At 27.9% G+C, this 23,395-nt stretch carries 27 protein-coding genes and 1 tRNA gene; 7 read left to right on the top strand and 21 right to left on the bottom strand.

Annotated features, from left to right (window positions below; genetic code table 11):
* Window positions 1-13: 13 nt before the first annotated feature.
* The 15 genes from rnhA to ACTT9C_RS01280 are packed head-to-tail and all read right to left on the bottom strand — an operon-like array spanning window position 14 to window position 12,516.
* A complete protein-coding gene (gene rnhA / locus ACTT9C_RS01350; RefSeq protein WP_440922710.1) occupies window positions 14-436 on the bottom strand; it encodes a ribonuclease HI in 423 nt (140 codons plus the stop codon).
* Window positions 436-1,401: a homoserine kinase gene (locus ACTT9C_RS01345; RefSeq protein ID WP_440922709.1), complete on the bottom strand. Its 966-nt coding sequence runs from the start codon at window positions 1,399-1,401 to the stop codon at window positions 436-438. Before ACTT9C_RS01345 ends, rnhA begins: the two co-directional genes overlap by 1 nt.
* A 1-nt stretch (window position 1,402) precedes the next feature.
* Window positions 1,403-2,347, bottom strand: coding sequence for a 4-hydroxy-3-methylbut-2-enyl diphosphate reductase (ispH, locus tag ACTT9C_RS01340; protein ID WP_440922708.1), 945 nt, complete (start codon window positions 2,345-2,347; stop codon window positions 1,403-1,405).
* Window positions 2,337-3,272, bottom strand: a complete 936-nt coding sequence (locus ACTT9C_RS01335; protein WP_440922707.1) for a Brp/Blh family beta-carotene 15,15'-dioxygenase — start codon at window positions 3,270-3,272, stop codon at window positions 2,337-2,339. The genes ispH and ACTT9C_RS01335 overlap by 11 nt, the downstream gene beginning before the upstream one ends.
* 12 nt (window positions 3,273-3,284) lie before the next feature.
* Window positions 3,285-4,352 carry a lycopene cyclase family protein gene (locus tag ACTT9C_RS01330; protein WP_440922706.1) on the bottom strand — a complete coding sequence of 356 codons (1,068 nt, stop codon included), beginning with the start codon at window positions 4,350-4,352 and terminating at the stop codon, window positions 3,285-3,287.
* On the bottom strand, window positions 4,339-5,190 hold the full coding sequence (locus ACTT9C_RS01325; RefSeq protein ID WP_440922705.1) for a phytoene/squalene synthase family protein: 852 nt from the start codon (window positions 5,188-5,190) through the stop codon (window positions 4,339-4,341). The genes ACTT9C_RS01330 and ACTT9C_RS01325 overlap by 14 nt, the downstream gene beginning before the upstream one ends.
* Window positions 5,190-6,650 carry a phytoene desaturase family protein gene (crtI, locus tag ACTT9C_RS01320; RefSeq protein ID WP_440922704.1) on the bottom strand — a complete coding sequence of 487 codons (1,461 nt, stop codon included), beginning with the start codon at window positions 6,648-6,650 and terminating at the stop codon, window positions 5,190-5,192. Before crtI ends, ACTT9C_RS01325 begins: the two co-directional genes overlap by 1 nt.
* Before the next feature lie 40 nt (window positions 6,651-6,690).
* A complete protein-coding gene (locus ACTT9C_RS01315) occupies window positions 6,691-7,188 on the bottom strand; it encodes a F0F1 ATP synthase subunit B family protein (RefSeq protein WP_440922703.1) in 498 nt (165 codons plus the stop codon).
* Window positions 7,178-7,768, bottom strand: coding sequence for a F0F1 ATP synthase subunit B family protein (locus ACTT9C_RS01310; RefSeq protein ID WP_440922702.1), 591 nt, complete (start codon window positions 7,766-7,768; stop codon window positions 7,178-7,180). Before ACTT9C_RS01310 ends, ACTT9C_RS01315 begins: the two co-directional genes overlap by 11 nt.
* Before the next feature lie 4 nt (window positions 7,769-7,772).
* Window positions 7,773-8,000: a F0F1 ATP synthase subunit C gene (locus ACTT9C_RS01305; RefSeq protein WP_006997791.1), complete on the bottom strand. Its 228-nt coding sequence runs from the start codon at window positions 7,998-8,000 to the stop codon at window positions 7,773-7,775.
* A gap of 18 nt (window positions 8,001-8,018) precedes the next feature.
* Complete coding sequence (locus ACTT9C_RS01300; RefSeq protein ID WP_440922701.1) at window positions 8,019-8,753, bottom strand: F0F1 ATP synthase subunit A; 735 nt, start codon at window positions 8,751-8,753, stop codon at window positions 8,019-8,021.
* Between the two features lie 12 nt (window positions 8,754-8,765).
* Window positions 8,766-9,038, bottom strand: coding sequence for an AtpZ/AtpI family protein (locus ACTT9C_RS01295; RefSeq protein ID WP_440922700.1), 273 nt, complete (start codon window positions 9,036-9,038; stop codon window positions 8,766-8,768).
* Between the two features lie 16 nt (window positions 9,039-9,054).
* On the bottom strand, window positions 9,055-11,451 hold the full coding sequence (locus ACTT9C_RS01290) for a chromosome segregation SMC family protein (RefSeq protein ID WP_440922699.1): 2,397 nt from the start codon (window positions 11,449-11,451) through the stop codon (window positions 9,055-9,057).
* A 7-nt stretch (window positions 11,452-11,458) separates the two neighbouring features.
* Entirely contained in the window at window positions 11,459-12,034 is a 576-nt protein-coding gene (locus tag ACTT9C_RS01285; protein ID WP_440922698.1) for a thioredoxin domain-containing protein, read from the bottom strand.
* Window positions 12,031-12,516, bottom strand: coding sequence for a DUF721 domain-containing protein (locus ACTT9C_RS01280; protein WP_440922697.1), 486 nt, complete (start codon window positions 12,514-12,516; stop codon window positions 12,031-12,033). The genes ACTT9C_RS01285 and ACTT9C_RS01280 overlap by 4 nt, the downstream gene beginning before the upstream one ends.
* Here ACTT9C_RS01280 and ACTT9C_RS01275 point away from each other — a divergent pair, their 5' ends adjacent.
* Window positions 12,517-13,497, top strand: coding sequence for an A/G-specific adenine glycosylase (locus tag ACTT9C_RS01275; protein ID WP_440922696.1), 981 nt, complete (start codon window positions 12,517-12,519; stop codon window positions 13,495-13,497).
* Window positions 13,497-14,642 carry an FAD-dependent monooxygenase gene (locus ACTT9C_RS01270; protein ID WP_440922695.1) on the top strand — a complete coding sequence of 382 codons (1,146 nt, stop codon included), beginning with the start codon at window positions 13,497-13,499 and terminating at the stop codon, window positions 14,640-14,642. Before ACTT9C_RS01275 ends, ACTT9C_RS01270 begins: the two co-directional genes overlap by 1 nt.
* Here the strand turns inward: ACTT9C_RS01270 and ACTT9C_RS01265 are convergent.
* From ACTT9C_RS01265 to ACTT9C_RS01255, 3 genes are all read right to left on the bottom strand, one after another.
* Window positions 14,639-15,709, bottom strand: a complete 1,071-nt coding sequence (locus ACTT9C_RS01265) for a site-specific DNA-methyltransferase (protein WP_440922694.1) — start codon at window positions 15,707-15,709, stop codon at window positions 14,639-14,641. The genes ACTT9C_RS01270 and ACTT9C_RS01265 overlap by 4 nt on opposite strands.
* A 119-nt stretch (window positions 15,710-15,828) precedes the next feature.
* The gene (locus tag ACTT9C_RS01260; protein ID WP_440922693.1) at window positions 15,829-16,389 is read right to left on the bottom strand and encodes a ribonuclease HII; all 561 of its coding nucleotides are present in this window, start codon (window positions 16,387-16,389) and stop codon (window positions 15,829-15,831) included.
* Window positions 16,389-17,108 (bottom strand): uracil-DNA glycosylase, encoded by a 720-nt coding sequence (locus ACTT9C_RS01255; RefSeq protein WP_440922692.1) that lies wholly within the window; start codon window positions 17,106-17,108, stop codon window positions 16,389-16,391. Before ACTT9C_RS01255 ends, ACTT9C_RS01260 begins: the two co-directional genes overlap by 1 nt.
* 11 nt (window positions 17,109-17,119) lie before the next feature.
* On the opposite strand from ACTT9C_RS01255, the gene ACTT9C_RS01250 reads away from it, so the two are divergent.
* The 4 genes from ACTT9C_RS01250 to ACTT9C_RS01235 all read left to right on the top strand — a co-directional run bounded on the left by ACTT9C_RS01250 (window position 17,120) and on the right by ACTT9C_RS01235 (window position 21,020).
* Window positions 17,120-18,790 carry a tetratricopeptide repeat protein gene (locus ACTT9C_RS01250; protein ID WP_440922691.1) on the top strand — a complete coding sequence of 557 codons (1,671 nt, stop codon included), beginning with the start codon at window positions 17,120-17,122 and terminating at the stop codon, window positions 18,788-18,790.
* Window position 18,791: 1 nt separating this feature from the next.
* Window positions 18,792-19,637, top strand: coding sequence for a 4-(cytidine 5'-diphospho)-2-C-methyl-D-erythritol kinase (locus tag ACTT9C_RS01245; protein WP_440922690.1), 846 nt, complete (start codon window positions 18,792-18,794; stop codon window positions 19,635-19,637).
* 31 nt (window positions 19,638-19,668) lie between these two features.
* Window positions 19,669-19,742, top strand: a tRNA-Gln gene (locus ACTT9C_RS01240).
* Window positions 19,743-19,745: 3 nt separating this feature from the next.
* Window positions 19,746-21,020, top strand: coding sequence for a CCA tRNA nucleotidyltransferase (locus ACTT9C_RS01235; protein WP_440922689.1), 1,275 nt, complete (start codon window positions 19,746-19,748; stop codon window positions 21,018-21,020).
* Here ACTT9C_RS01235 and greA read toward each other — a convergent pair.
* Genes greA through ACTT9C_RS01220 form a run of 3 tightly spaced genes read right to left on the bottom strand, consistent with a single transcriptional unit; the run spans window position 21,017 to window position 22,796 of the window.
* On the bottom strand, window positions 21,017-21,493 hold the full coding sequence (greA, locus tag ACTT9C_RS01230) for a transcription elongation factor GreA (protein WP_440923115.1): 477 nt from the start codon (window positions 21,491-21,493) through the stop codon (window positions 21,017-21,019). The two genes, ACTT9C_RS01235 and greA, sit on opposite strands and share 4 nt — an antisense overlap.
* Before the next feature lies 1 nt (window position 21,494).
* Window positions 21,495-22,322, bottom strand: a complete 828-nt coding sequence (gene hemF / locus ACTT9C_RS01225; RefSeq protein WP_440922688.1) for an oxygen-dependent coproporphyrinogen oxidase — start codon at window positions 22,320-22,322, stop codon at window positions 21,495-21,497.
* Entirely contained in the window at window positions 22,323-22,796 is a 474-nt protein-coding gene (locus tag ACTT9C_RS01220) for a tRNA (cytidine(34)-2'-O)-methyltransferase (protein ID WP_440922687.1), read from the bottom strand. It abuts the gene before it with no gap.
* A gap of 91 nt (window positions 22,797-22,887) precedes the next feature.
* Here ACTT9C_RS01220 and petA point away from each other — a divergent pair, with 91 nt between their 5' ends.
* A complete protein-coding gene (gene petA / locus ACTT9C_RS01215) occupies window positions 22,888-23,394 on the top strand; it encodes a ubiquinol-cytochrome c reductase iron-sulfur subunit (RefSeq protein WP_440922686.1) in 507 nt (168 codons plus the stop codon).
* The last annotated feature ends 1 nt before the right edge of the window (window position 23,395 follow it).

Genomic DNA, 23,395 nt, shown 5'->3' with positions numbered 1-23,395 from the left:
GCCCGGTGCCCAATTACAAGTTGGCAGCATCTCTAGCAAGTAAATCTACCTCATTATTCAATTCATCAGTTGAATGTGCTTTTACCCAGTTCCAACTTATTTCAAACTCATTATTTAGTAAATCTAATTCTGTCCAAAGTGTTTTATTGCTTACTTCTTTTTTGTTTGCAGTTTTCCATCCATTTTTTTTCCAATTGTGTATCCACTCTGTTATTCCAGACTTAACATATTTAGAGTCAGTAAAAATTTGAACTTTGCTTCCTTTTGGAATTTTTTTTAAAGCTTCTATAGGTGCTAATAATTCCATTTGATTATTTGTAGTATTCTTTTTATTCCCTTTTATTTCAGTTTTTTTTCCATCATTTAATATTATGGCTGCCCAGCCACCGTTACCCGGATTGCCAATACATGAACCATCAGTGTATATTTTAATCATTAAATCAAATAATCTTTATAAGTTCTTAAATTATTATGTATTACAAGCTTTTGATAATATTCTCTTGGATCTTTTATTTTAATTAATGCTGCCTTAGGAGTGTTCGAATAGTCATAAAGTCTAGTCATAAAATATCTAATTGCAGCACCACGACATAAAATATTTAAAGATTTCTTTTCTTTAATTGAGATTTTCTTAACTTTTTCATAACCTTTTATTAAATTTTTGACTTTCTTTTTGTTCAACACAAACTTAGATTTTTTTTTATCAAAACATAATGCATTTACACAAATTGCAATTTCATACATAAAATAGTCATTAGCTGCAAAATAAAAATCGATTACTCCTGACAATCTGTTATTCTTAAAAAAGATATTATCTATAAACAAATCTCCATGAATTATCCCGTTCGGTAAATTTTTAGGCCATTTCTTTTTGATATCTTTGAAATTATTTTTTAAAAATTTTTCTACATTAGTAAATTTTTTTGACTTAAATTTTATACTTTTCAGTAATGGATTAAGATTTCTAACGCCCATAGAGTTTTTTCTAGTAAGATTAATTTTTTTTGTAGATTGGTGCATTTCAGCAATCATTTTGCCAATGTCATAACAGTTTTTAAAATTAAGTGATTTTTTATCTTTCCCATTGAGAAAGGAAACTATACATGCTGATTTATTTTTTAAATTAATTAAATACCCGCCATTTATTTTCATTTGCGGCTTTGGGCAATTTATTTTTGATTTATTTAATTTATCCATTAAATTAATAAAAAAAGGCAATTCATTTTTGGCGACTCTTTTTTCGAAAATCGTTAGTATAAATTTTTTACTCTTTGATTTTAGTAAATAGTTTGTATTTTCAATTCCTTGCTTTATACCTTTAAATTCTAAAATTTTTTCTATATCAAATTTTCTATTAATATAAGAAATATCTTTTTTACTTATTTTTGTATAAACAGCCATTTTAGTTTAATTTTTTTGGTGCTTTGAAAACAACGTTTTCTTTAATTACCTCTACCTCATCTATACTGACTGTAAATTTATTTTTTAGCTCATCTATAAAATTATTGACCAAAATTTCTGGTGCGGAAGCCCCAGAGGAAATTCCAATTATATTTGAGTTGTTAATCAAATCGAATGGTATTTCACTTTGTGAATGAATTAATAGCGATTTAGAGCAGCCAGATTTTTTTGCAACCTCTACTAATCTAACTGAATTAGAGGAATTTCTACTACCAATTACAAAAAATAAATCACATTTTTTTGCAATATTTTTTACAGCCAATTGTCTATTTGTTGTGGCGTAGCAAATATCTTCTTTCATTGGTTCTTTAATATTAGGAAATCTATTTTTTAAAATTTGAATTATATCTTTTGTATCATCTACTGATAGCGTTGTTTGAGTTACATATGAAATTTTTTTGTTGTTTTGAGGTTTATATTTCTTAGCCTCATCCTCATTTTGAACAAGATCAATTGATCCATCTGGTAATTGACCCATGGTACCAATTACTTCAGGGTGATTTTGATGTCCTATCAAAATTAAATGATACCCAGCTTTATGTAAATTTTCTGCTTCTCTATGTACTTTGGATACCAATGGACATGTAGCATCTACATAAGTCATGTTATAGTTTTTAGCATCTTCCGGTATTTTTTTTGGAACACCATGTGCAGAAAAAATAACTGGCCTTGTTTTATCTTTTATCTCCTCGAGCTCCTCAACAAAGATGGCACCCTTATTTTTTAAATCGTCGACTACATATTTATTATGCACAATTTCATGGCGAACATAAACTGGAGCACCAAATTTTTTGATTGATTTTTCTACAATTTCTATAGCTCTCTCAACACCTGCACAAAAACCTCTTGGTGCGGAAAGTAATATTTTCAAATGTTTATTTTTCATTTTTTTCAATCAAATACTCAAGCAATATATGTGGAAAGGTCAAAGACGCCAAACCTATAAATATAATTTTGAGAGTTGAACTTTCTAAATTGTAAGTATTATTTAGTAAATAAAGGCCAATTGCACAAAAAATAGCTGTAATGATTGTTAGTGGCAAAGCTTTTTTTACAAAGATTTTAAATCCATTACTAAGGTCATCCCTGTCTAATTCAGATATTAATGAGATACTATGTCTTACAGAGTGTAAAAAGCAGAAATAAATTGTAAAAGCTACTAATGGAGAAAAATAATAATTTATTATTAGAATTGAAAAATAATCTAAAAATATTGTGAATTTTTTTAGCTCAAAATTTTTTGTAAATAGTAGAATGTTTGCAAAAGTTGATAGAATAATACAATATAACAATATCTTTTTAGACTCCACTAAATCTAAAAAATTATAGAAATTTTCATTTTCAATTAATAGCAATCTGAATATTGATATTGTCTCATCGAAATGGAAATACATTGGTGCAAAAACTATTAAAGAACCTTTTAATAAAAATAAAAATTGGTTGTAATAAGAGTTTTCAACTATTAAAAATTGAGTGTCTTCTTTCCCAAAATGATATGAGGCAACCATTAAAAAAATAATTAAGGAAACTGATGGTATGAGTATCCATAAAATTATAACTATTATGGCTATTAAAATATATGCCAAGTAAAAAATATAAAATTTTTTAATTTCAAAAATTTGAAAAAGTTTTCTTCCTTTTACATTGTCGAGTGATCCATGAGATATACCGATACTTAAAATTAATAACAAACAAATAAATGGTGAAATCGTCAAACTGTTAAACTTTAAGGCTATCAATGAAAAAATATTACAAACTAAGAAAAAAATGAAAGAATGATTGAAATTTATTTTTTTTGATCTGTTATTCATTTTAAAATTCTATTAATAAAATAATGCTTTAATAAAAGTCAATTTAGGCATTCTTAAAATAATAGACAAATCTTCGAAAAAATTGCTTTTATTGGACAAAAATTTTATAACAGTCTTTGGTGAAGCCTTAAACATTTTAAAGAATATATCGGACATTTTTTCTGGATGTTTTTCAAGAACTCTTAAAAATATTTCATCTAAAAATTGATATTTGGTGCTTATTTTATATTTTTTAACATTAGCAATATTTTCAATATTTTCTCTAATATATTTACTATGTTCTTGAATATTAAGAAAAGTATAACCTGTGCTTAATCTAGTCATACCACCAGCAGTTCCAATATTTATTTTATTTTTTTCATTCTTATCAATTGGGTAAAATAAAGGTATCGCCCCTTCCTCTTTATAAATTATCCTGTAATCTTTCAAATTTAGATTATTTTCAATGTAATCTTTTATCTGTTTGTCATAATCTTTTTGAGAATTGTCATTAATTTTAGACAACCAAGTGGTTTCAACTAAAGCAGTATTTTTTGAGTAGGGTAAGGTATAAAAAAAATGAACACTTTCCCTTTGATCACAATCAAAATCCATAAGGTTAAAAATTTCATCATCAAAAAAATTATTTTTAGTTTCGATTTCCACTCCACAAAAATGTTGCCAAAGATTTCGATAATCTTTTTTAATGAATGGTACACTATTAAAAATAAAGGAATTTTTTAAACTAATTTCACTGATATCTTTAAAGTAGGAAATATTTTTATTTTCATTTAGTTTGTTGTTAATTTTTTCATAGAATAAACCACTGTCAATACTTTGATATGGAGAACTTTTACACTGCAAATAGTTAATCTTTTTAGGAATATTAATTGAAAAATTTTCCCAATTTTTTTTTACACAATCATCAAAATTGTGAGATGTTACTTTCCAAAAAGACCAAGTTTTGTCTCTTTTGTATTCATCTCTTGGCTCTATGATCGCCAAAGTTTTATCTTTAAGCTTTTCATGAATTTCCAATTCATATGCTAAAGATAAACCAGCACAGCCTCCACCAATAATAACATAGTCAAATTCTTTCATCTAGATTTATTTCCTCATTAATTAAAAAATGATCATGTTGAATTTGATCTTCTTTAATTCTGGTTAGAGATAATTTTATAAGATCAAAAATTGCAAAAATAGTCTCTATACTCTTTTCAATATTGGATACATAAATTTTTCCAGAATTTTCATAATTTTCAAACGTTTTTTTATTTAGAATATTATAGCCTATTTTTCGATAGATCCTTCTTGCGACTAAAATTGAAAATCTAAAACTTATTGGAATGTCTTTTATAGAATAAAAGGAATTCTTATAAAAGGTATCTGCAAGATCTATAATTGATGTAATTTCATCAAAATTTTTATTTATATAAAATCTATTTATTTTTGAATCTTCAATTACATCTCTTGATATATTTGTAAGTTGCATTGCGATACCGAGATCAATAGCTGATTTAAGTGAGCTTTTTTTATTAACTTTTAAAATTTTTGCCATCATTAAACCAACAGTTCCAGCAACTCTGTAAGAATAAATTAAAAGGTCTTTTTTTGAATTTAATATCACTTTATCTTTTATATCTGAATTTATACCATCCAATAGATCTTCGATAATCTTTACTGAAATTTTAAATTCATCAATAAGGCCCCACATATTTTTAACAATTTGATTATCAAAATTCTTTTGAACAAAATCTTCTTTAAATTGTTTGAATTTAATTTTTTTAACTTCTAATTTTTCTTCATCGTCTGCAATATTGTCAGCAACTCTACAAAAATCATACAACGCAGAGCATTTTTTATATGTTTTTTTAGGTAAAAAAAAACCAGCCCAATTAAAAGATTTTGCATAAACTGACAAGTAATCTTTATCAGACATCATAAAATCTTTTCTAATACCTTTGCTGACGAAAGCACTCCAGGTACACCTGCTCCAGGATGGGTTCCTGCACCAACAAAATAAAGTCCTTTGTATATTTCTGATTTATTGTGGAATCTAAAATATGCAGATTGAGAAAATTTTGGCTGGATTGAAAAACCTGAACCATATTTTGTATTTAAATCTCTTTCAAAGTAATCAGGGGTTAAATAAAAATCTTCTACAATATTATTTTTGAGATCTGGCATTAAATCATTTTGCATTTTATCAATAACCAAATTTTTCATTTTTTCTCCCTCAACAGACCAGTCGATTTTTGATTGATTATTTGGCACTGGGACTAAAACATAAAAGCAATCTTTACCTTCCGGAGCCATAGTTTTATCGGTTGCAGAGGGTCTGTGAAGATAATAACTAATATCATCGTTCAATTTTTTGTTATTGAAAATGTCTTCTAGATGTTCTTTATATTTGTTTCCAAACTTAATAGTATGGTGCTCAACATTATCGTATTTTTTTTTGGTACCAAAGTAATAGACAAATAATCCCATTGAATATTCCATTCGGTTTTTTTTCCATCTAAAAAGTAATGAATTACTTTTATTCCCATTTAACATTTTCTCGTAAACAGCAGGAGGATCAGCATTACAAATTACATTATTAGATTCTATTATTGTTTTATCATCTAATTGAATACCGGTAATTTTTTTTTTGTTTGAAATAATTTTGGTAACTTCGTGACCTTTAATTATTTTAATTCCAACCTCATCCATTAATTTTTCAAAACCTTTGATTATATTTCCCGTTCCACCCATTGAGTAATGAATACCCCATTTTTTTTCTAGGTATAAGATTAATCCATAAATTGAAGTTGTAGTAAAAGGATTTCCCCCAACTAATAATGGGTGCATACTAAGCATTCTCCTTAATTTTTCATTTTCTATATATGAGGAGACCAAAGAATAAACAGATTTATAACTTTTTAGTTTTAGTAGTGCTGGCAATTGCTGCATCATAACAAATGGTTTATCAAAGGGTACAGCAGCAAGTTCCGTGAAACCTTTATCAAAAATTTTTTTTGTAAAGTTGACTAATTTTTCATAACCCTTGACATCTTTTTCATTTATCTCTTTTATTTGTTTTTTCATCTCTAGCTCGTCCCCAGAGTAATTAAATTTTGATTTGTCTTCGAAAATGAATTGATACCAAACTTTTAGTGGAGTGAGTTTTATATAATCTTCTGGTTTTTTTTGAAATAATTCAAATAATTCATTTATCAAATATGGAGCAGTTATTACTGTTGGTCCACCATCGTAAATGAAACCATTTTTTTGAAATACTCTAGCTCTTCCTCCAAGATCTCGATGTTTTTCGATTAAAGTAACTTTATGCCGTTTAGCTTTAAGCCGCAAAGCTGCAGCTATTCCTCCAAATCCTGAACCTATAACAATGGAATTCATCTATATAATTTATAGTCTTTTTTGTAAAATTGTAAGAGTATTATGAGTTGATTTTTTTTAACTCTTCTTTTGTTTCATCCAAATTTTTTTGAAACAAGTTATCAAGCTTGGACTTGTCAACCGATGTTGTAATTATCTTTTTAACTGAATCTACCGCAACTTTAATTGAAGCATCTTTTATTTCTTTTATTGCCGCGTCTTTCATTTGATTGATCTTATTTTCTGCTGAATTTTTTTTAATTTCTGAAGATTTATGAAATTTATCATTCAATTCAATAATAAGATTATCACTGTCTTTTTTCGCTTGTGCCAATATTTCCTTACTAACTGATTGAGCTGTATCGAGTTTTTTTTGAGCATTATCCAATAAAGTTTTAGCTTCTGTTCTTAGCTTTTCACTTTCATCAATTTCATTTTTGATATCTGAAATTAATTTGTTTAGTATTTCATTTATTTTTTGTGGAACCTTAAGATATATTAATCCTCCAAAGAAAATAATAAACGATACAGCTACCCAAAATGTTGCATCAATTGCCATAATATTTATCCCCGTTTCTTTTAGATAAATCATCTACGATTGCGGAAATACTACTATTATTAACTTCCGTACCGATTAATTTCACTAGTAACTCTGAAGTAGTTTCGATTGCAATTTTATTAATTTTCTCTGAAGCGCCTTTTCTTAGTAAATTTATCTCTTGCTCAACTTTCTTTATTTCCTCATCAATTTGTTTATCTAAAGTTTCCTTTTTTACATTTATTTCTTTAAGCACATTTTCTCTAGCTTCTTTAAAAATGTTATTAGCTTCTAATTTACTTTTTGAAATAATATTATCGTACTCTTTGAGCTTGGCTTCACTACTTTCTCTCTGCTTTTCTGCTGCCTCAATATTTTCTTGTATTTGCGATTTTCTTAATTCAAGGTTTGCACTTATCTTAGGTAGTATCAGTTTAGATAATACAATGTACAAAATACCAAAAGTAAGTGTTAACCAAAAAATTTGTGAAATCCAAAATTCTGGATTTAATTGAGGCATACCTCCACTTTCAGCTGCAAAAACCTCTTTTAAAAAAAAGAGATTAAAAAATATTAACTGAAAAAATATTTTTTTAACCATCTATCTAAAATGCAAAAAGAATGATTAACGCTACTACCAATCCAAACAAACCAGTTGCTTCTGCTAGGGCAAACCCTAAAAGCAAATTAGGAAACTGTTTTTGCGCTGCAGATGGGTTTCTCATCGCACCTGATAGATAATTACCAAAAATAATACCTATACCAACACCGGCACCAGCTAGGGCAATTGCCGCTAAACCAGCTCCGATCATTTTTGCTGCTTCTAATTCCATTATATCCTCCTCTGTTAATTAATGGTGTAAGTTTAATGCATCATTTAAATAGATGCAGGTTAAAATTGCAAAAACATATGCTTGAAGAAAAGCAACTAATATCTCCAGGCCAGTTAAAGCAACCGAAAAACTCAGTGGAAGCCATCCACCGACTACCCCAAGACTTATTACAAAGCCTCCGAATACTTTCATCATTGTGTGACCCGCCATCATGTTAGCAAAGAGTCTGACGGATAAACTTATAGGTCTACTTAAATATGAGATAATCTCAATAATTACAATTAATGGTAATAGCACTATAGGAACTCCACTCGGTACAAATAATTTAAGATAGCCCATACCGTGTTTTATAAAACCAATTATTGTTACACCAATAAAAATAAAAGCTGCTAACACAAAAGTAACAATAATATGACTTGTAACTGTAAAGGTGTAAGGAATCATGCCAAACATGTTACAAAAAAGGACAAACATGAATAAAGAGAATATAAAAGAAAAATAAGGTTTAGCCTTAGAGCCTGCCGTATCACTAATCATTTTTGAAACAAATGTATAACTTAATTCAGCTAACAACTGAATTTTATTTGGTAGTAATGAATTTTTTTTTGATCCGAGGTTAAATATAATTAAAATAGCTAGCGAACTTATGATCATAAACAAACTGGCGTTTGTGAATGAAATATCAAAAGCACCTACTTTAATTTCAGGACCAATTCTATAGACCTCGAATTGTGTCATTGGATTTGCAGCCATATTTTTTTCGATCTATTTTTGCATTTTTTTTGCAGATTTAATTACATTCATTATTCCAGCAATTACACCTACAAAAAAAAATATTAAAATTAACCAGGGTTTAGTACCAAAGGTCTTGTCTAAAATAAACCCAATAATTGTCCCTACAGCTACTGCAGAAACCAGCTCAGTGCTTAATTTAAAAGCATTACCAATGGGAGAGGGATTATGTTTTTTCTTATTTTCTCTCTCAAAAGCCTTTTTTTTTGCAATTTCTAAGCGAGTTTTAAATGGATCTTTAGACATTTTAAAATCAGCTTTATTAGGCAACCATACTTTCTGCTTTTTGAAGATCAACAGCTACAAGTTGGCTAATACCTTTCTCTGGCATTGTAACTCCATATAGTCTGTTCATTTTAGACATTGTTAAAGCATGGTGGGTAACAATTATAAATTTTGTGTCAGTAATTTTTGTAAGTTCATCAAGTAAACTACAAAATCTTGTGACATTCGCATCATCAAGAGGTGCATCTACTTCATCTAATACACAAATTGGAGATGGATTAGTTAAAAAAACCGCAAAAATTAATGAAAGCGCGGTTAGCGCTTGTTCTCCACCCGATAATAAAGTTATTGATTGGAGACGCTTACCAGGAGGACTCACTAACATCTCTAGTCCTGCCTCTAGTGGATCATCAGCATCTACTAATTCAAGTTTGGCGCTTCCACCATTAAATAGTTTTGTGTAAACCTCGTTAAATTTTCTATCAACTTTATCAAAAGCCTCAATTAATCTCTCCCTTCCTTTTTGATTAAGCTCATTGATACTTTCTTTTAATTTTACTATTGCTGTGACTAAATCGACCCTATCGTTCTCCATTTTTTTAATTTCAGTTTCATACTTATTTGTTTCTTCATCTGCTTTTAAGTTCACCGAACCTAGTTTTTCTCTTTCTTGTTTTTTTTTGTCTAGCAAGTCCTCTTGATTTACAGCATCGGGCAGTTCCTCAACTCCAAAAAGATTTGAATTTTCTAAAATATTTTCCTCAGATAAATTTAATTCAGAATTAATCCTATCAATCAAATCATTTTTCCTCTTTTTTAGTCCCTCAACTGTTGCACCTGAACTTGCTTTTCTCTCTCTAATCTGAATTGATTGCTCTTGGATTTCATTCAATTGTGATCTTAAATTTTCTATCTTTTCATCTGTTGAATTAATAATCTCCTCATTCTCTCTTTTTTCTTCTTCAGAAATTCTTAACCCCTCAGTTATTTGACCTTTTTTTTCTGCCTGTAATTTTGGTTGATTATCTAACTTACTTAATTGATCATTCAATTTACTTCTTCTTTCAGTAAGCTGGGAAACCATTTTTTCAGAATTTAATAATAGGTTCTTCCAACTTTCTATCTCTTTATCAATCACTTTAATTCTTTCATTTCTTTTTACAGACTCTTTTTTTATATTTTCATTCTTACTATAACTCCCAGCATATGCTTCAATTAACAGCTTACAATTATCAAGTGCCGAAATAGCTTCTTGATTTTTTTGTGAATTAATAAGTTCTTTAATTTTTTCAATTTCACTTTGTAATTTATCTTTAGAGGTGTTCAAATCATTATCAGACTGTTTTTCAGTGTCATAATATTTGGAGTCAATTTCTATTAATTCATTTTTTTCTTCCTTTAATCTTTTTTCATTTGAGTTCGCATCGATTACTATTCCTTTTTCTCTTCCAATATCTTCTTCAAATGTTTGAAGTGTTTTTTTTATGTTTTCAATTTCATCTTGTATTCTTGTGTTTTCTTCATCCAGACTTTGTAGCTCAAGATTAAGCCTCTGTATTTTAGATAAGTTTTCAATATTTTTTTCTCTTAAGGGTGTAACATTTTCAGTTTCAGTCTTTATAAGATTTTCAAGATCTGCGATCTTATTATTAAAGTCTGTAACTTCAGTCTCTGCTTCAATATTAATCTCATTTTCTATTTTTATTTCTTTGTCAATCTCTAATAATTTTAAATAATATAAGCCTGCCTCTATCTTTTTTATCTCTTCAGACATATTTTTATATCTAGCTGCCTCCTCAGCTTGTTTTTGAAGATTAACAAGTTGTCTTTCTTGTTGGCGTCTTAATTCATCTGCTCTTTTAAGATTATTTTCTGCAGCGTTTAGTCGTAATTCAGCTTCATGCCTTCTTACATGCAATCCGGAAATCCCTGCAGCCTCTTCTAAAATTGCTCTTCTATCAGCTGGTTTAGCTGTAACGATTGCACCTATACGACCTTGGCTTATCATCGATGGAGAATGTGCTCCAGTTGATAGATCTGCAAAAAACATTTGAGCATCACGGGCTCTAACTTCTTTATCATTTATATAAAATTTTGAGCCCTTATCTTTTTCTATTTTTCTTCTTACGTTTACCTCATCTAATTCTCTATATTGAATTGGTCCCTCATTTTTTTCATTAGTTACAGTTACAGACACCTCTGCAATATTCTTAGATGCTTTGTTAGATGTTCCAGAAAATATTACATCTTCCATTCCTGATCCTCGCATACTTTTTGCCGATGTTTCTCCCATGACCCATCTTAAGGACTCAACAATGTTTGATTTTCCACATCCATTAGGACCAACTATGCCAGTTAAACCATTTTCAATTAAGAAATTAGTTTTATCGGCGAAAGATTTAAATCCATTCAATTGGATTTTTTTAAACTCCATTAGGAGTTTATATCAGTTTTTCCAGCGATTTTTTTAAATTTTTATAATTAAGGGGTTTCTCAAACTTTTTATTATTAATAATAATCGTAGGAGTAGCATTAACTTTAAATTTTTTAGTACCTTCGATTCGATCATTTAACACGTAATCCTCTATTTTTTTATTATTTATACATTTTTCAAAATCTAAATCGAAGCCTTGATTTTTAATGAATGTTTTTAAATTATGATTAATTTCCTCAACATTTTTCCCTCTGACCCATGCCTGTTGATTTGAATAAAGGCTATTTAAAATTTTCAAACTTTCATTACTTTTACATTGAGAAATTTTTGATGCATTAAAAGCTGCCACATCTAGAGGAAAGTGCCTAAATTCAATTTTGACTAAACCAGTATCGATATAATCTTTTTTGAGTTGAGGATATACATTTTTGTGAAAATCTGCGCAATGACTACATGTTAAAGATTCATAAGCGATTATTGTAATCTTCGCGTTCTTATTTCCTGCTATAATTCTATTTCCTTCGGCATTTAAAATACTTATAGATCCAAAAAATAAGATTAGTATTAAAAATATTTTTTTCATTTTGTTTTAAACACTTTTGATAACTTTATTAAAGATTCTTTTATTTTTTCATTTTTAACACTATTTATCTTTTTTTGATAATCATGATTTGTCACATTATAAATGCTTTCATCATTTGTAGAGGGTTTAATTTTTTCATCATCAAAACTTGTTAGTTTAATTTTTTCAACAACAGAATAACCAAATAAATTATTTAATTTTTCTAAAATATCTTTTCTTGAATATTCCAGTTCAACTTCATGCCCCCTTTTAACATTGATTAACAAAGTGCTAACACCTAACTTATTAGAATTTTTAAAAGACTTAGGGTAACAAACTTTAAATAAATTTTCTCCAACAATATGTTTCCAATTATTGATAGTTTCGGAGTACACGTGCCCTTTCTTATTGATGACTTTTTTGATATTTTTTGGCAAAGTGTCTTTAAAGGATCTTAAGCCTTGAATGCTATTTCTCTGCTTAGTATATTTTTTGAATTGCATATGAAAGATCAAATAATAACAAAAAAAATTCTTAATTGGTATGATTTAAATAAGAGAACATTACCGTGGCGAAAAAATGTTTCACAATCAAAAAAACATTATTATACATTGGTAAGTGAATTCATGTTGCAGCAGACACAAGTTGTAACGGTAATTCCTTATTTTAATAGATTTATAAATAAAATTCCAAATCTTAAAAAACTTTCAAAAATCCCAGATAGAGAATTGATAAAGCTTTGGGAGGGTCTTGGATATTATTCAAGAGTAAGAAATTTAAAAAAAACTGCTAAAATCATAATTAGTAAATATCATGGAGAAGTTCCAAATAATTATGAGGATTTAATATCTTTACCTGGAATCGGCAATTACACTGCTAATGCAATTTTAGCTATTGCTTTTAATAAATCCTATATTCCTTTAGATGGAAACACTGAAAGGGTTTTAAAAAGATATCTTTATTTAAAAAAAGATAAGGAAATACAAAAAGACAATCTAATAGAAAAAAAATCTATTTTTGGAATTTCATCAAGAGCAAGCGATTATGCTCAAGCTTTAATGGAATTAGGAGCAATGATATGCAAACCAAAAAATCCTGAATGTAGTGGGTGTCCTATCTCAAAAAATTGCAAATCTTATAAGAAGAAAGATTTTGATTTAGCTAAAATTGCAAAAAAGAATAAAGAAAAATATTTCATTCTTAAAGTTTATAAAAAAAATCAAAAATACTTGTTAGTAAAAAACACAAGATTTAACTTTCTAAAAAATTTATCAATTTTTCCAATGGAAGAGCTTTCTAACCCAAAAAATTTTAACGAAAATCTTAATTTTAAAATGTCAAATATGAATATGAACATAAAAATTGAATATCTCAAAAATGCAAAAAGATTTCCCTCATCTTATTGGTTTGATAAAAGAAAATTAGATAATTATATGCTTCCAACATTCACTAAGAAAGTTGTTAAATATTTAGAAAAAAAATAATGAAAAAAGTAGCTGTAATTGGTGCTGGTATTTCAGGGCTATTCATTGCGAATTTATTTAAGAGAAATGAAAGGTATCAAGTAACTATCTTTGAAAGAAATAGCTTAATCGATTTGAAAGAAGGTTACGGAATTCAATTATCTGTAAACAGTATCAAACTTTTAAATAAAATTCAGTTCGATAAACTAGAAAATAATGAGAAATTTAATCCAGACAAAATCAATTTTTACTCAGTTAAAAATTCTAATAAGATATGTGAGTTAAATATATCAGATTTTAATACTAAAAATTGTAAATATACTACTCTTAAAAGATCATCACTTATCAAATTTTTAAAAAAGGATTTAGAAAAAGAAATAAAATTTAACCACACTATTTCCAAGATAGATCAACAAGATCAAATCATTAAAATCGCTTTTGAAAATAATGAAACTTATGAATTTGATTATTTAATTATTTCAGATGGAGTTTTTTCAAAGAGTAAAAACCTGTTATCAAAAAATCAAATTAAACCTAAATTTAATGATACCTTAGCTATTAGAGGAATAATACCAAGCTCTTCAAATATAGCTGATAAAAAAAACATCTCATTGTTTTTAGGTTCAAATTTTCACTATGTTATTTATCCAGTATCTCCTGATGGAGATTTTAACTTTATAGCTGTAATGAAATATCAATTTTTAAAGGATGAACAAAAAAATTACTCGTTGTTTAATGACAATATTTTTATTAAAAAGATTTTAGAAAAAGTTCCGGACATAAATAAGAAATTTTTTGATAATATTAAGGATCTAAAGATATACCCAGTATTTATTAGCCATGATTTTTTCAAAGTTAAAAACAATAATATTCATTTAATAGGAGATGCTTTTTTTGCTTTACCACCATCATTTGCTCAAGGTGCATCACAATCAATAGAAGGTGCATATGAATTATTTGAGAATATAAAGAATAATACTGAAAGTAACTTTTTCAGAAATAGAGTTAATAAAACAAAAATGGTTAATAATCGCTCAAGATTAAATCAATTTACTTTTCATTTATCCAATCCTTTAACAACATTATTAAGAAATATTTTTTTGAAAAGATTAGTAAAAAACAAAAAGTTTTTAGAGGGCTATTTGGGCAAAATATATAAAAACTAACTATTAGAAATTAATCTTTGTCTTAAATGATCGATAGGAACTGCGTTTCCATTCAAATTATAATGCCAATAGGTCCATCCATTACAGCTTTCAGCACCTAAAATTGTAGCTGCTACTTTATGGATTGAGCCTTCAGTTTGAGCATGTTTGATACTGCCATCAGCCATAATTTTTGCACTGATTTTCTTTTTATTATCAAAAATAGTAGTGCCTGGTTTAATTATTCCTAATTCAACCAATGATCCAAAAGGTATTCTCGGTTTAGATCTACCATTTTGCAAAGTATCTAAATAATCATCTTCTATAGGTTTTGCTTTCCTTAATCTTTGTTCAGCAGCTTTAAAATAGGTTTTTTCTTTTTCAATCCCGTAATAATTTCTACCTAATTTTTTTGCAACAGTTGCTGTTGTTCCTGATCCTAAAAAAGGATCTAAAACAAAATCATTTTTATTTGTCGTTGCTAATAAAATTCTGTGAAGTAGTGCCTCAGGTTTTTGGGTAGAATGCACTTTTTTACCATTCTTTTTTAGTCTTTCAGAACCATTACAAATCGGTAATTCCCAGTTAGATCTCATTTGAAGATCATCATTTAAACATTTTAAGGATTGATAGTTAAAAGTGTATTTTGATTTTTCAGACTTAGATGCCCAAATTAAAGTTTCGTGGGCGTTTGTAAAGCGCGTTCCTCTAAAATTTGGCATGGGGTTTTTTTTATTCCAAATGACGTCATTTAAAATCCATAAACCTAAATTTTGAATAGCTGTTCCAACTCTAAAAATGTTATGGTAACTACCAATTACCCAAATAGCTCCATTTTTTTTTAAAATTCTTTTACATTCACTTAACCATGAATAAGTAAAGTCATCATACTTTTTAAAATTTTCAAATTGATCCCATTTATCATTTACTGCACTTACTTTAGATCTATCTGGTCTTGTTAATTCACTTTTTAATTGTAGATTGTAAGGAGGGTCAGCAAAAATTAAATCAAAAGTCTCATCAGGAATTTTTTTTAGCTCTTTAAGGCTATCTCCGTTAATTAATTTATTTTTAAAACCTAAATTCATTTTGAAAAAATAAATTAGACTCCAAAAAGATTCTTGGGTCAACCTATGATTGAATTATTTAGACTCGTTTTGTATGACTTATCATGGCGATAACTACATATTGTGTTTTTACGTGAAAACTATTTTAATCTATTTATAGGAGAAAAGTTTTTCCTGTGATGCTTTGTAATCCCTAAAACTTTTATGGCTTTTAAATGTTGACTAGTACCATATCCAAAATTTTTTTGCCAACTATAGCCTTTAAACTTTTTACTTAAATTTGAGATCATTTTATCACGTGTAACTTTAGCAATAATTGATGCTGCAGAAATAGATGGAATTTTTTGGTCACCTTTAATTATAGATTTAAGTTTGTAATTTTTTAATTCAGGCAATTTATTTCCATCAATTAATACGTGTGAAGGTTTTTTCTTCAGTTTTTTGATTGCTCTTTTCATTGCTAATAAACTGGCATTTAAAATATTTAATTGTTCAATTTCTTTCAATGATGCCTTTCCAATTGCCCAAATTGAATTTTTTTTAATATGGCTAAATAAGACTTTCCGTTTAGAGCTCGATATACTTTTTGAGTCTTTTAGTAATTTTGTATTTATAGATTTTTTTAAAATAACTGCAGCTGCATAGACTGGTCCAACCAAACTTCCTCGACCAACTTCATCTACACCAGCAATTATTTTCATTAAATTATAATATTTAAATCTTCTACTTTTTTTCTTATTTTTTTAAGGTCCTCCCATGAGAATTTCTTTTTATCTGGATACCTAATTAAATAAGATGGATTAAAAGTGATAATTACGGGAATTGTTTTGTTTCCAATTATGATTTCTTTCCAATTTCCTCTTTCATTTGAAATTTGATTACCAAGACCCGTTACTGCTTCCATTGCAGTGGTACCCATCAATATCAAAATTTTAGGATCTATAATTGAAATATGTTCTTTTAGAAAATTTGAATATCGCCTTATCTCTTGAGTAGTTGGCTTTCTATCATTAGGTGGTCTAAAATTTATTGAGTAAGTAGAGTATACTTTCTCTCTTTTAATTTTAATTGCTAAAAGCATCTTGTTTAAAAGTACACCAACATCTCCACAAAATGTTTTAGCTTCCAAGTCCTCTTTTTCATCAGGAGCTTCTCCAATTAACATTATTGGACTATTTATGTCACCATCTCCCATAACTAGATTTTTAGAATTATTTTTTAAATTACAATCTTCAATTGAATTAATTTTTTTCTTTAGTCTTAATATTCTCTCTTCTTTCCCTGTTTTATTTTGAACGCTATTTTCCTTTGCAATTTTAAGTCTATTTATTGGTTTATTACTAAATTCAAATTTTGGCTCTACTTTATCTAAAAATCTTTGATCATATTTGGCATTTTGATTTAACATCTTTTTAGTCATAAAGTGCAATTATGTTTGTCAAAAATTTAAAATTTTTGTTGATATTATTTTTACTTTATCAAAATCCCTTGCATTCTAAAAGTGCTAGTTTTGAGGATTTTGACTCCAGAAACTTATCAAAATATTTTTCTGGAATTGTAGCATTTGAAAATAAAAATAACTCAAAAGCGTTAAATTTTTTTAATACTTCAAAGATTTTATTAAATAAACACGAGCCCTATTTAAAGAGATATGTTTACTCTCTAGTCTTAGAAAATAAAGTAAATCAAGCTATAAATATTGTTAAACAAAATAAAAATAAATCAGAATTTTTTGAAAAATACTTATTATTAACAATAGACAGTATAAGACGAGAGGATTTTTCAAAGGCATTGGATTACATATCTAAGTCTAAAAAATACATTAAACTCAACCGATTTAACTCAGCAATTTTAGATAATTTGAGAGACTATATTTTTGTATTCAAAGAAAAAAGATTACCCAATGATATAAAAAATTATGGAAATCTATCAATAATTTCAACAACCTTTCTAAGGTGTTATCTAGGAGATGCAAAAACCAAAACTTTTTTCTCTAAGCTGGTTGGTAATGACGATGCAGACTTAACTAGGTATACTTTTTTTTACTTAGCGTATTTAATTGAAAATAACCAAATAGAGGAAGCAAAAAAAATAACTGATAACATTAAATTTATCAATACTTCTTTACTTTTGTCTCAAGGAAAAAGTTGGATTGAAAAAGGCAATGAAAGAAAAATGAACTCCATTTTTTCATGCAAAAACCATAATGACTTAATAAGTGAATTTTTATTTTTAATATCTAATTTACATTCTTCTCAAGATGATTTTATAAATTCTAACTTTTATTCATATTTATCTAATTATTTAAATCCAAAATTTCACTATAATTTATCATTAGTCGCTGAAAATCTATATTCAAATGAAGAATTTGATCGAGTTAAAAAAATTTTACAAAAATTTGAAAAAGAAGATGATTTCTATTATTGGTATAGATTAAAAAAAGAAGCTCAAATTATTTCAAAAGAAAGTAGCACAAAAGACTCATTAAAATTTATTAAGTCTAATTTTGAAAAAATTGAAAAACCAAATGAAAAAATCTTATTTGATATTGCTAATTTTTATAAAAATGCAAAAGAGTACGAACAAGCTATAAAATATTACACAATTGTCCTAGGAATAGTCAGCGACGATTTGGAAGTTAAATCAGATTTATTTTATAGAAGAGGAGCGAGCAATGAACGAATGGGAAATTATAAAGAAGCGGATAGAGACATGCTTTCTTCTTTAGAAATTGATCCTGATGATGCTTATGTTCTTAATTATTTAGCATACTCTTGGTTAGAGAGAGATTACAAAATTAAAGAGGCAATGGAAATGTTAGAGAAAGCATATTCTTTAACAGAGAATGATCCATATATAATAGACTCAATTGGTTGGGCTTATTATTTAACAAAAGATTACGTAAAAGCAGAAACATATTTAAAAAGAGCTGTAGAATTAATGCCAGATGATGCGATAGTAAATGATCACTATGGAGATATTCTTTGGATGTTGGGTAGAAAAATTCAAGCAAGGTATTTTTGGAAAAGTGTATTTAAAATGGAGGATGTAGATGAAGAATTATTACAAAAAATAAATTCAAAAATAATTAAAGGACTCTAAGATGAGCTATTCCAGGATAAAGTCATTTGCTAAAATTAATTTAGCTCTTAACGTTACTGGAAAAAACTCAAGATTACACAAGATTGAGAGTATCGTAGGTTTTGTTTCGTTATACGATGTTATTCTTATTAAAGAAATTCAATCTAAAAAACATATTATTTCATTTAATGGAAAATATTCAAAAAATATTCACAAGAAAAATACAATTTCAAAGTTATTAAATATTCTAGAGAAAAAAAAATTAATTACAGGTCATAAGTTTGAGATAAAAGTTAACAAACATATTCCATCAAAATCTGGATTAGGAGGTGGATCAATGAATGCTGCAAATATATTGAAATATTTGATTAAGAAAAAGTTTACCAATCCCAGCAAAGGACAATTAAGTTCAATCTGTAAATCAGTAGGTTCAGATGTAGCTCTGGGTCTGAATTCTACTTTTACAATTCTTAAATCTAATAATCAGATTAAAGAGTTTAAAAACTGCAAAAAACTTTATGTTCTTATTGTTAAACCTAGTTTTGGGTGTTCGACAAAAGATATATATTCGAGTGTAAAAAAATTCACAAAACCCAGATTTAATAAACCCTCTAAGAAAATGTTTAGCTTTGATAATTTGAAAAAACTCAATAATGCTCTTGAGGCGATTTCTCTATCTAAGTTTCCCAAATTAAGAAATATCAAAAATTTTCTTGAAAAATCCTCAAATAAGAGTTTCGTAAGAATGACAGGATCAGGTTCTGCAATTGTCGCATATTTTAAATCAAAAAAATTATGCGACGATGTTAAAAAAAAATTTAGTAGAAAATATAAAAATTGCTGGTGTAAAGTTGCAAAAACTATATAAATTCTTTTTTTTGTGTTATACGAAATTAGATTGGGGCGTAGCCAAGCGGTAAGGCACGGGTTTTTGGTACCTGCATCCTAGGTTCGAATCCTAGCGCCCCAGCCAAATATGAAAAACTTTTTAAATAAAATTTTCTCGAGCTCAAAAAACCTTTACCCATTTAAGAATAATATCAAAAAACTTTCATTAACAACACCTGTGAAAAAAATTTTTGAGGCTATAAATTCTCACTCATCTGAAAGTGAGATTAGGTACGTGGGAGGTTGTTTAAGAAAAATATTAAATAATGAGAAAGTTGATGATATAGATTTAGCAACAAATTTAAATCCTTTAGAAGTCACTGAAATCTTAAAAAAAAATAATATTAATTTTTATGAGTCAGGAATTGAGCATGGAACAATTACAGCAATCATAGATGACCATAAGTTTGAGATAACATCTCTAAGAGAAGATATTTTTACAGATGGTAGACACGCTAAAGTGAAATTCTCTAAAGATTGGAGAAAAGATGCTGCGAGAAGGGATTTTACTATTAACTCTATTTATGCTGATTTGGATGGAAATTTATTCGATCCTTATAATGGAAAAAAAGATATTGAAATAGGCCAGGTTAGCTTTATTGGCAATCCTGAAAAAAGAATTAAAGAGGATTATTTAAGGATATTAAGATACTTAAGATTTTTTTTAAATTACTCAAAGCAGCCTCACAAAGAGGAAATAATTAAACTAACAAAAATCAATATAAGTGGTATTTCTATTATATCTAAAGAGAGACTATTAGATGAGTTAAAAAAATTATTAAAATCAAATAAATTAGAAAATTTATCAAAAGATAAATTCAGCATCGACCTAATATTGTTAATTTTTCCAGAGCTAAAGAATATCAAAAGTATTATTGATGCAATCAAAGTAAAGAGAGAACTATTTGTTGATCTGGATTTTATGTTTACTTTATTTTTAATGATAATAGATGAAACAGACAATTTAGAATACTTTTTGTACAAATATAATATTTCAAAAAAAGATCAAAAAAGAGCTTATGCTATTAGTAACTTTTATAATGAAAAGAATGGATCAAAAACTTTAAATGAGGTGAACTTAAATAAAGTTCTATATTATGATGGAAAGCAAGCAGTATTAGATATTATAAATTTTAAGATTATAAAAACAAAGAAATTAGATAAGAAATTGTTGAGCTTACTAGAATTATATAAAAATAAGATTACGCCAAGTTTGCCTGTTGGAGCTGATTTATTGATGACTAGATACAAAATACCAGAGGGAAGACATTTGGGAAGTATGCTGAAATTGATCGAGGAGGAGTGGATCAGGAATAATTTCAAAATTTCTGATAAACAAATCGATAGTATTGTAAAAGGTTAAAGATATTTAACGTCTTTAATTTCAAAGTTTTTTACTCCAGCAGGAGTATTTATTTCCACAAGATCATTTTTATTTTTTCCAATGAGACCTTTACCAATCGGTGATTGAAAATATAACAGTTTTTTTTTTAAATCTGCTTCATCTTTTCCAACTATTTTATAATCTATCTTTTCACCAGTATCTAAATTTTCCAAAAATACTGTGGCACCAAAAATTACTTTGCCGTCATTGTTTATTTTAGTAACATCAATGACATTTGCTCTTGCAATAACATCATTTATTTCTGTTATCCTACCTTCGTTGTGAGACTGTTCTTCTTTTGCTGCATGATACTCAGCGTTTTCTTTTAAATCTCCGTGTGATCTTGCTTCAGCAATTGCGGCAACTATTTCTGGTCTTTTTTTTTCTTTTAAAAAAATTAATTCTTTTTTTAGTTTATTTAAGCCATTCAAGGTAATTGGTTCTTTATCCATATCATTTCCATTTTGCATGAGGAGGTAATGACATTAATATTCCCTCAACATTACCACCTGTTTGTAATCCAAATTTTGTACCCCTGTCATATAGTAAATTGAATTCTGCATACCTTCCTCTTTTAATATATTGATTTTCTTTATCTTTAGAAGTCCATTTTTTTTTAATTTTTTTATTTATAATTTTTTGAAAAATAGTCTCAAAGGTAACACCAACATCTCTGACAAATTTGAAATTTTTTTCAAAATTGTTTTTTTTATAATCAAAAAAAATACCACCTATTCCACGGGGCTCTTTTCTATGAGGTAGATAAAAATATTCATCACACCATTTTTTATATTTTTTATAATAATTTTTGTCATGTCGATTACACATATCTCTTAGAGTTTTGTGAAACTGTTCTTTTTCTTTATTATCTTTTTTTGATGGAGTAACATCAATACCTCCACCGAACCAATCAAAAGTCGTACAAATATATCTAGTATTAAAATGCATCGCAGGAATTAAAGGATTTTTCATATGCATTACAACAGATATCCCTGATGCCCAGAACCTAGGATCTTTTTGAGCACCAGGTATATTTTGTTGAAATTTTTTTGGAAATTTTCCATAAACTTTTGAAAAATTAACACCTACTTTATCAAAAATTTTTCCATCTTTTAAGATTCTATATTCACCACCACCTTCATCTTTTTTTAAATTTCTCTTCCATGAAGTCGACTTAAAACTGATCTTGTTTTTTTCAAAATCACTAATAGTTTTGCAGAACATTTCCTGCAAAGATTTAAACCAATTACTTGTCAATTTTTGTTTTATTTCTAAATCCATTTAAATTAATTCATTTTGTTTTAAACACTCGGCCAATATTATAGCAACAGAAGAAGAAATATTTAAAGAACGTTTATTATTTCGCATCGGAATTTTTAACCTATTATTTATCATTTTATGCACAAATTCAGGTACTCCTGCGCTTTCTCTTCCAAATAAAATTGTATCATTTTTTTTAAACTTAAATTTTGTATATGGGCTAGAGGCTTTTGTAGTCATAAGTATAATTCTTTGATTCTGTTTCTCATCAAAAAATTGATCAGAGCTTTTATAATATCTAATCTCTTTTTCATCCATATAATCCATCACAACTCTTTTAAATCTCTTATCGTTTAATAAAAATCCACAAGGCTCTATTATTTCTAATTTCGCCCCCAAACAGGCGCAAGTTCTTATGATCGCAGCAGTATTTTGAGGGATATCAGGTTCAAATAGTGCAATTTTTGGCCCATCATTAATTAGATTATGTGTCATTCTATCAGTAGAAAAATAATACTTTTTTATTATATGTAATCATATATTAACTACCTAAATCAACATATAGAATTATAAGAACCTATAAACAGTGGAAAAGAAAACTAAAAGAAGAGATTTTTTATTTACAGCTACATATGCGGTTGGAGCAGTTGGGGCTGGTGCAGTGATTTGGCCTATGATAGATCAAATGAACCCAGATGCTTCTGTAAAAGCGTTAGCAAGCACTGAGGTTGATGTGAGCGCGGTCAATCCAGGAAAAACGATAACTGTGTTATGGAGAGGAAAGCCAGTTTTTATCAGAAGAAGAACTCAAGAGGAAATAGCTGAAGCTAAATCTGTTAAGTTGGAAGATTTAAAGCATCCTGAAAAAGATGAAGATCGTGCAAAAAATCCAGAATGGCTTGTTATGCTTGGAGTATGCACGCACTTAGGTTGTGTACCTTTGGATCAAAAAGGTGATTACAATGGATGGTTCTGCCCATGTCATGGTTCTCATTACGATACTTCTGGAAGAATTAGAAAAGGTCCAGCTCCAACAAATATGGAAATTCCAGAATACAAATTTGTTGATGCTAACACAATTAAGATTGGATAAT

The organism is Candidatus Pelagibacter sp. (assembly GCF_052049575.1).
GTDB lineage: Bacteria > Pseudomonadota > Alphaproteobacteria > Pelagibacterales > Pelagibacteraceae > Pelagibacter.
The sequence above is the reverse complement of the archived record's forward strand: the minus strand, read 5'-3'. Positions and strand labels throughout refer to the sequence as shown.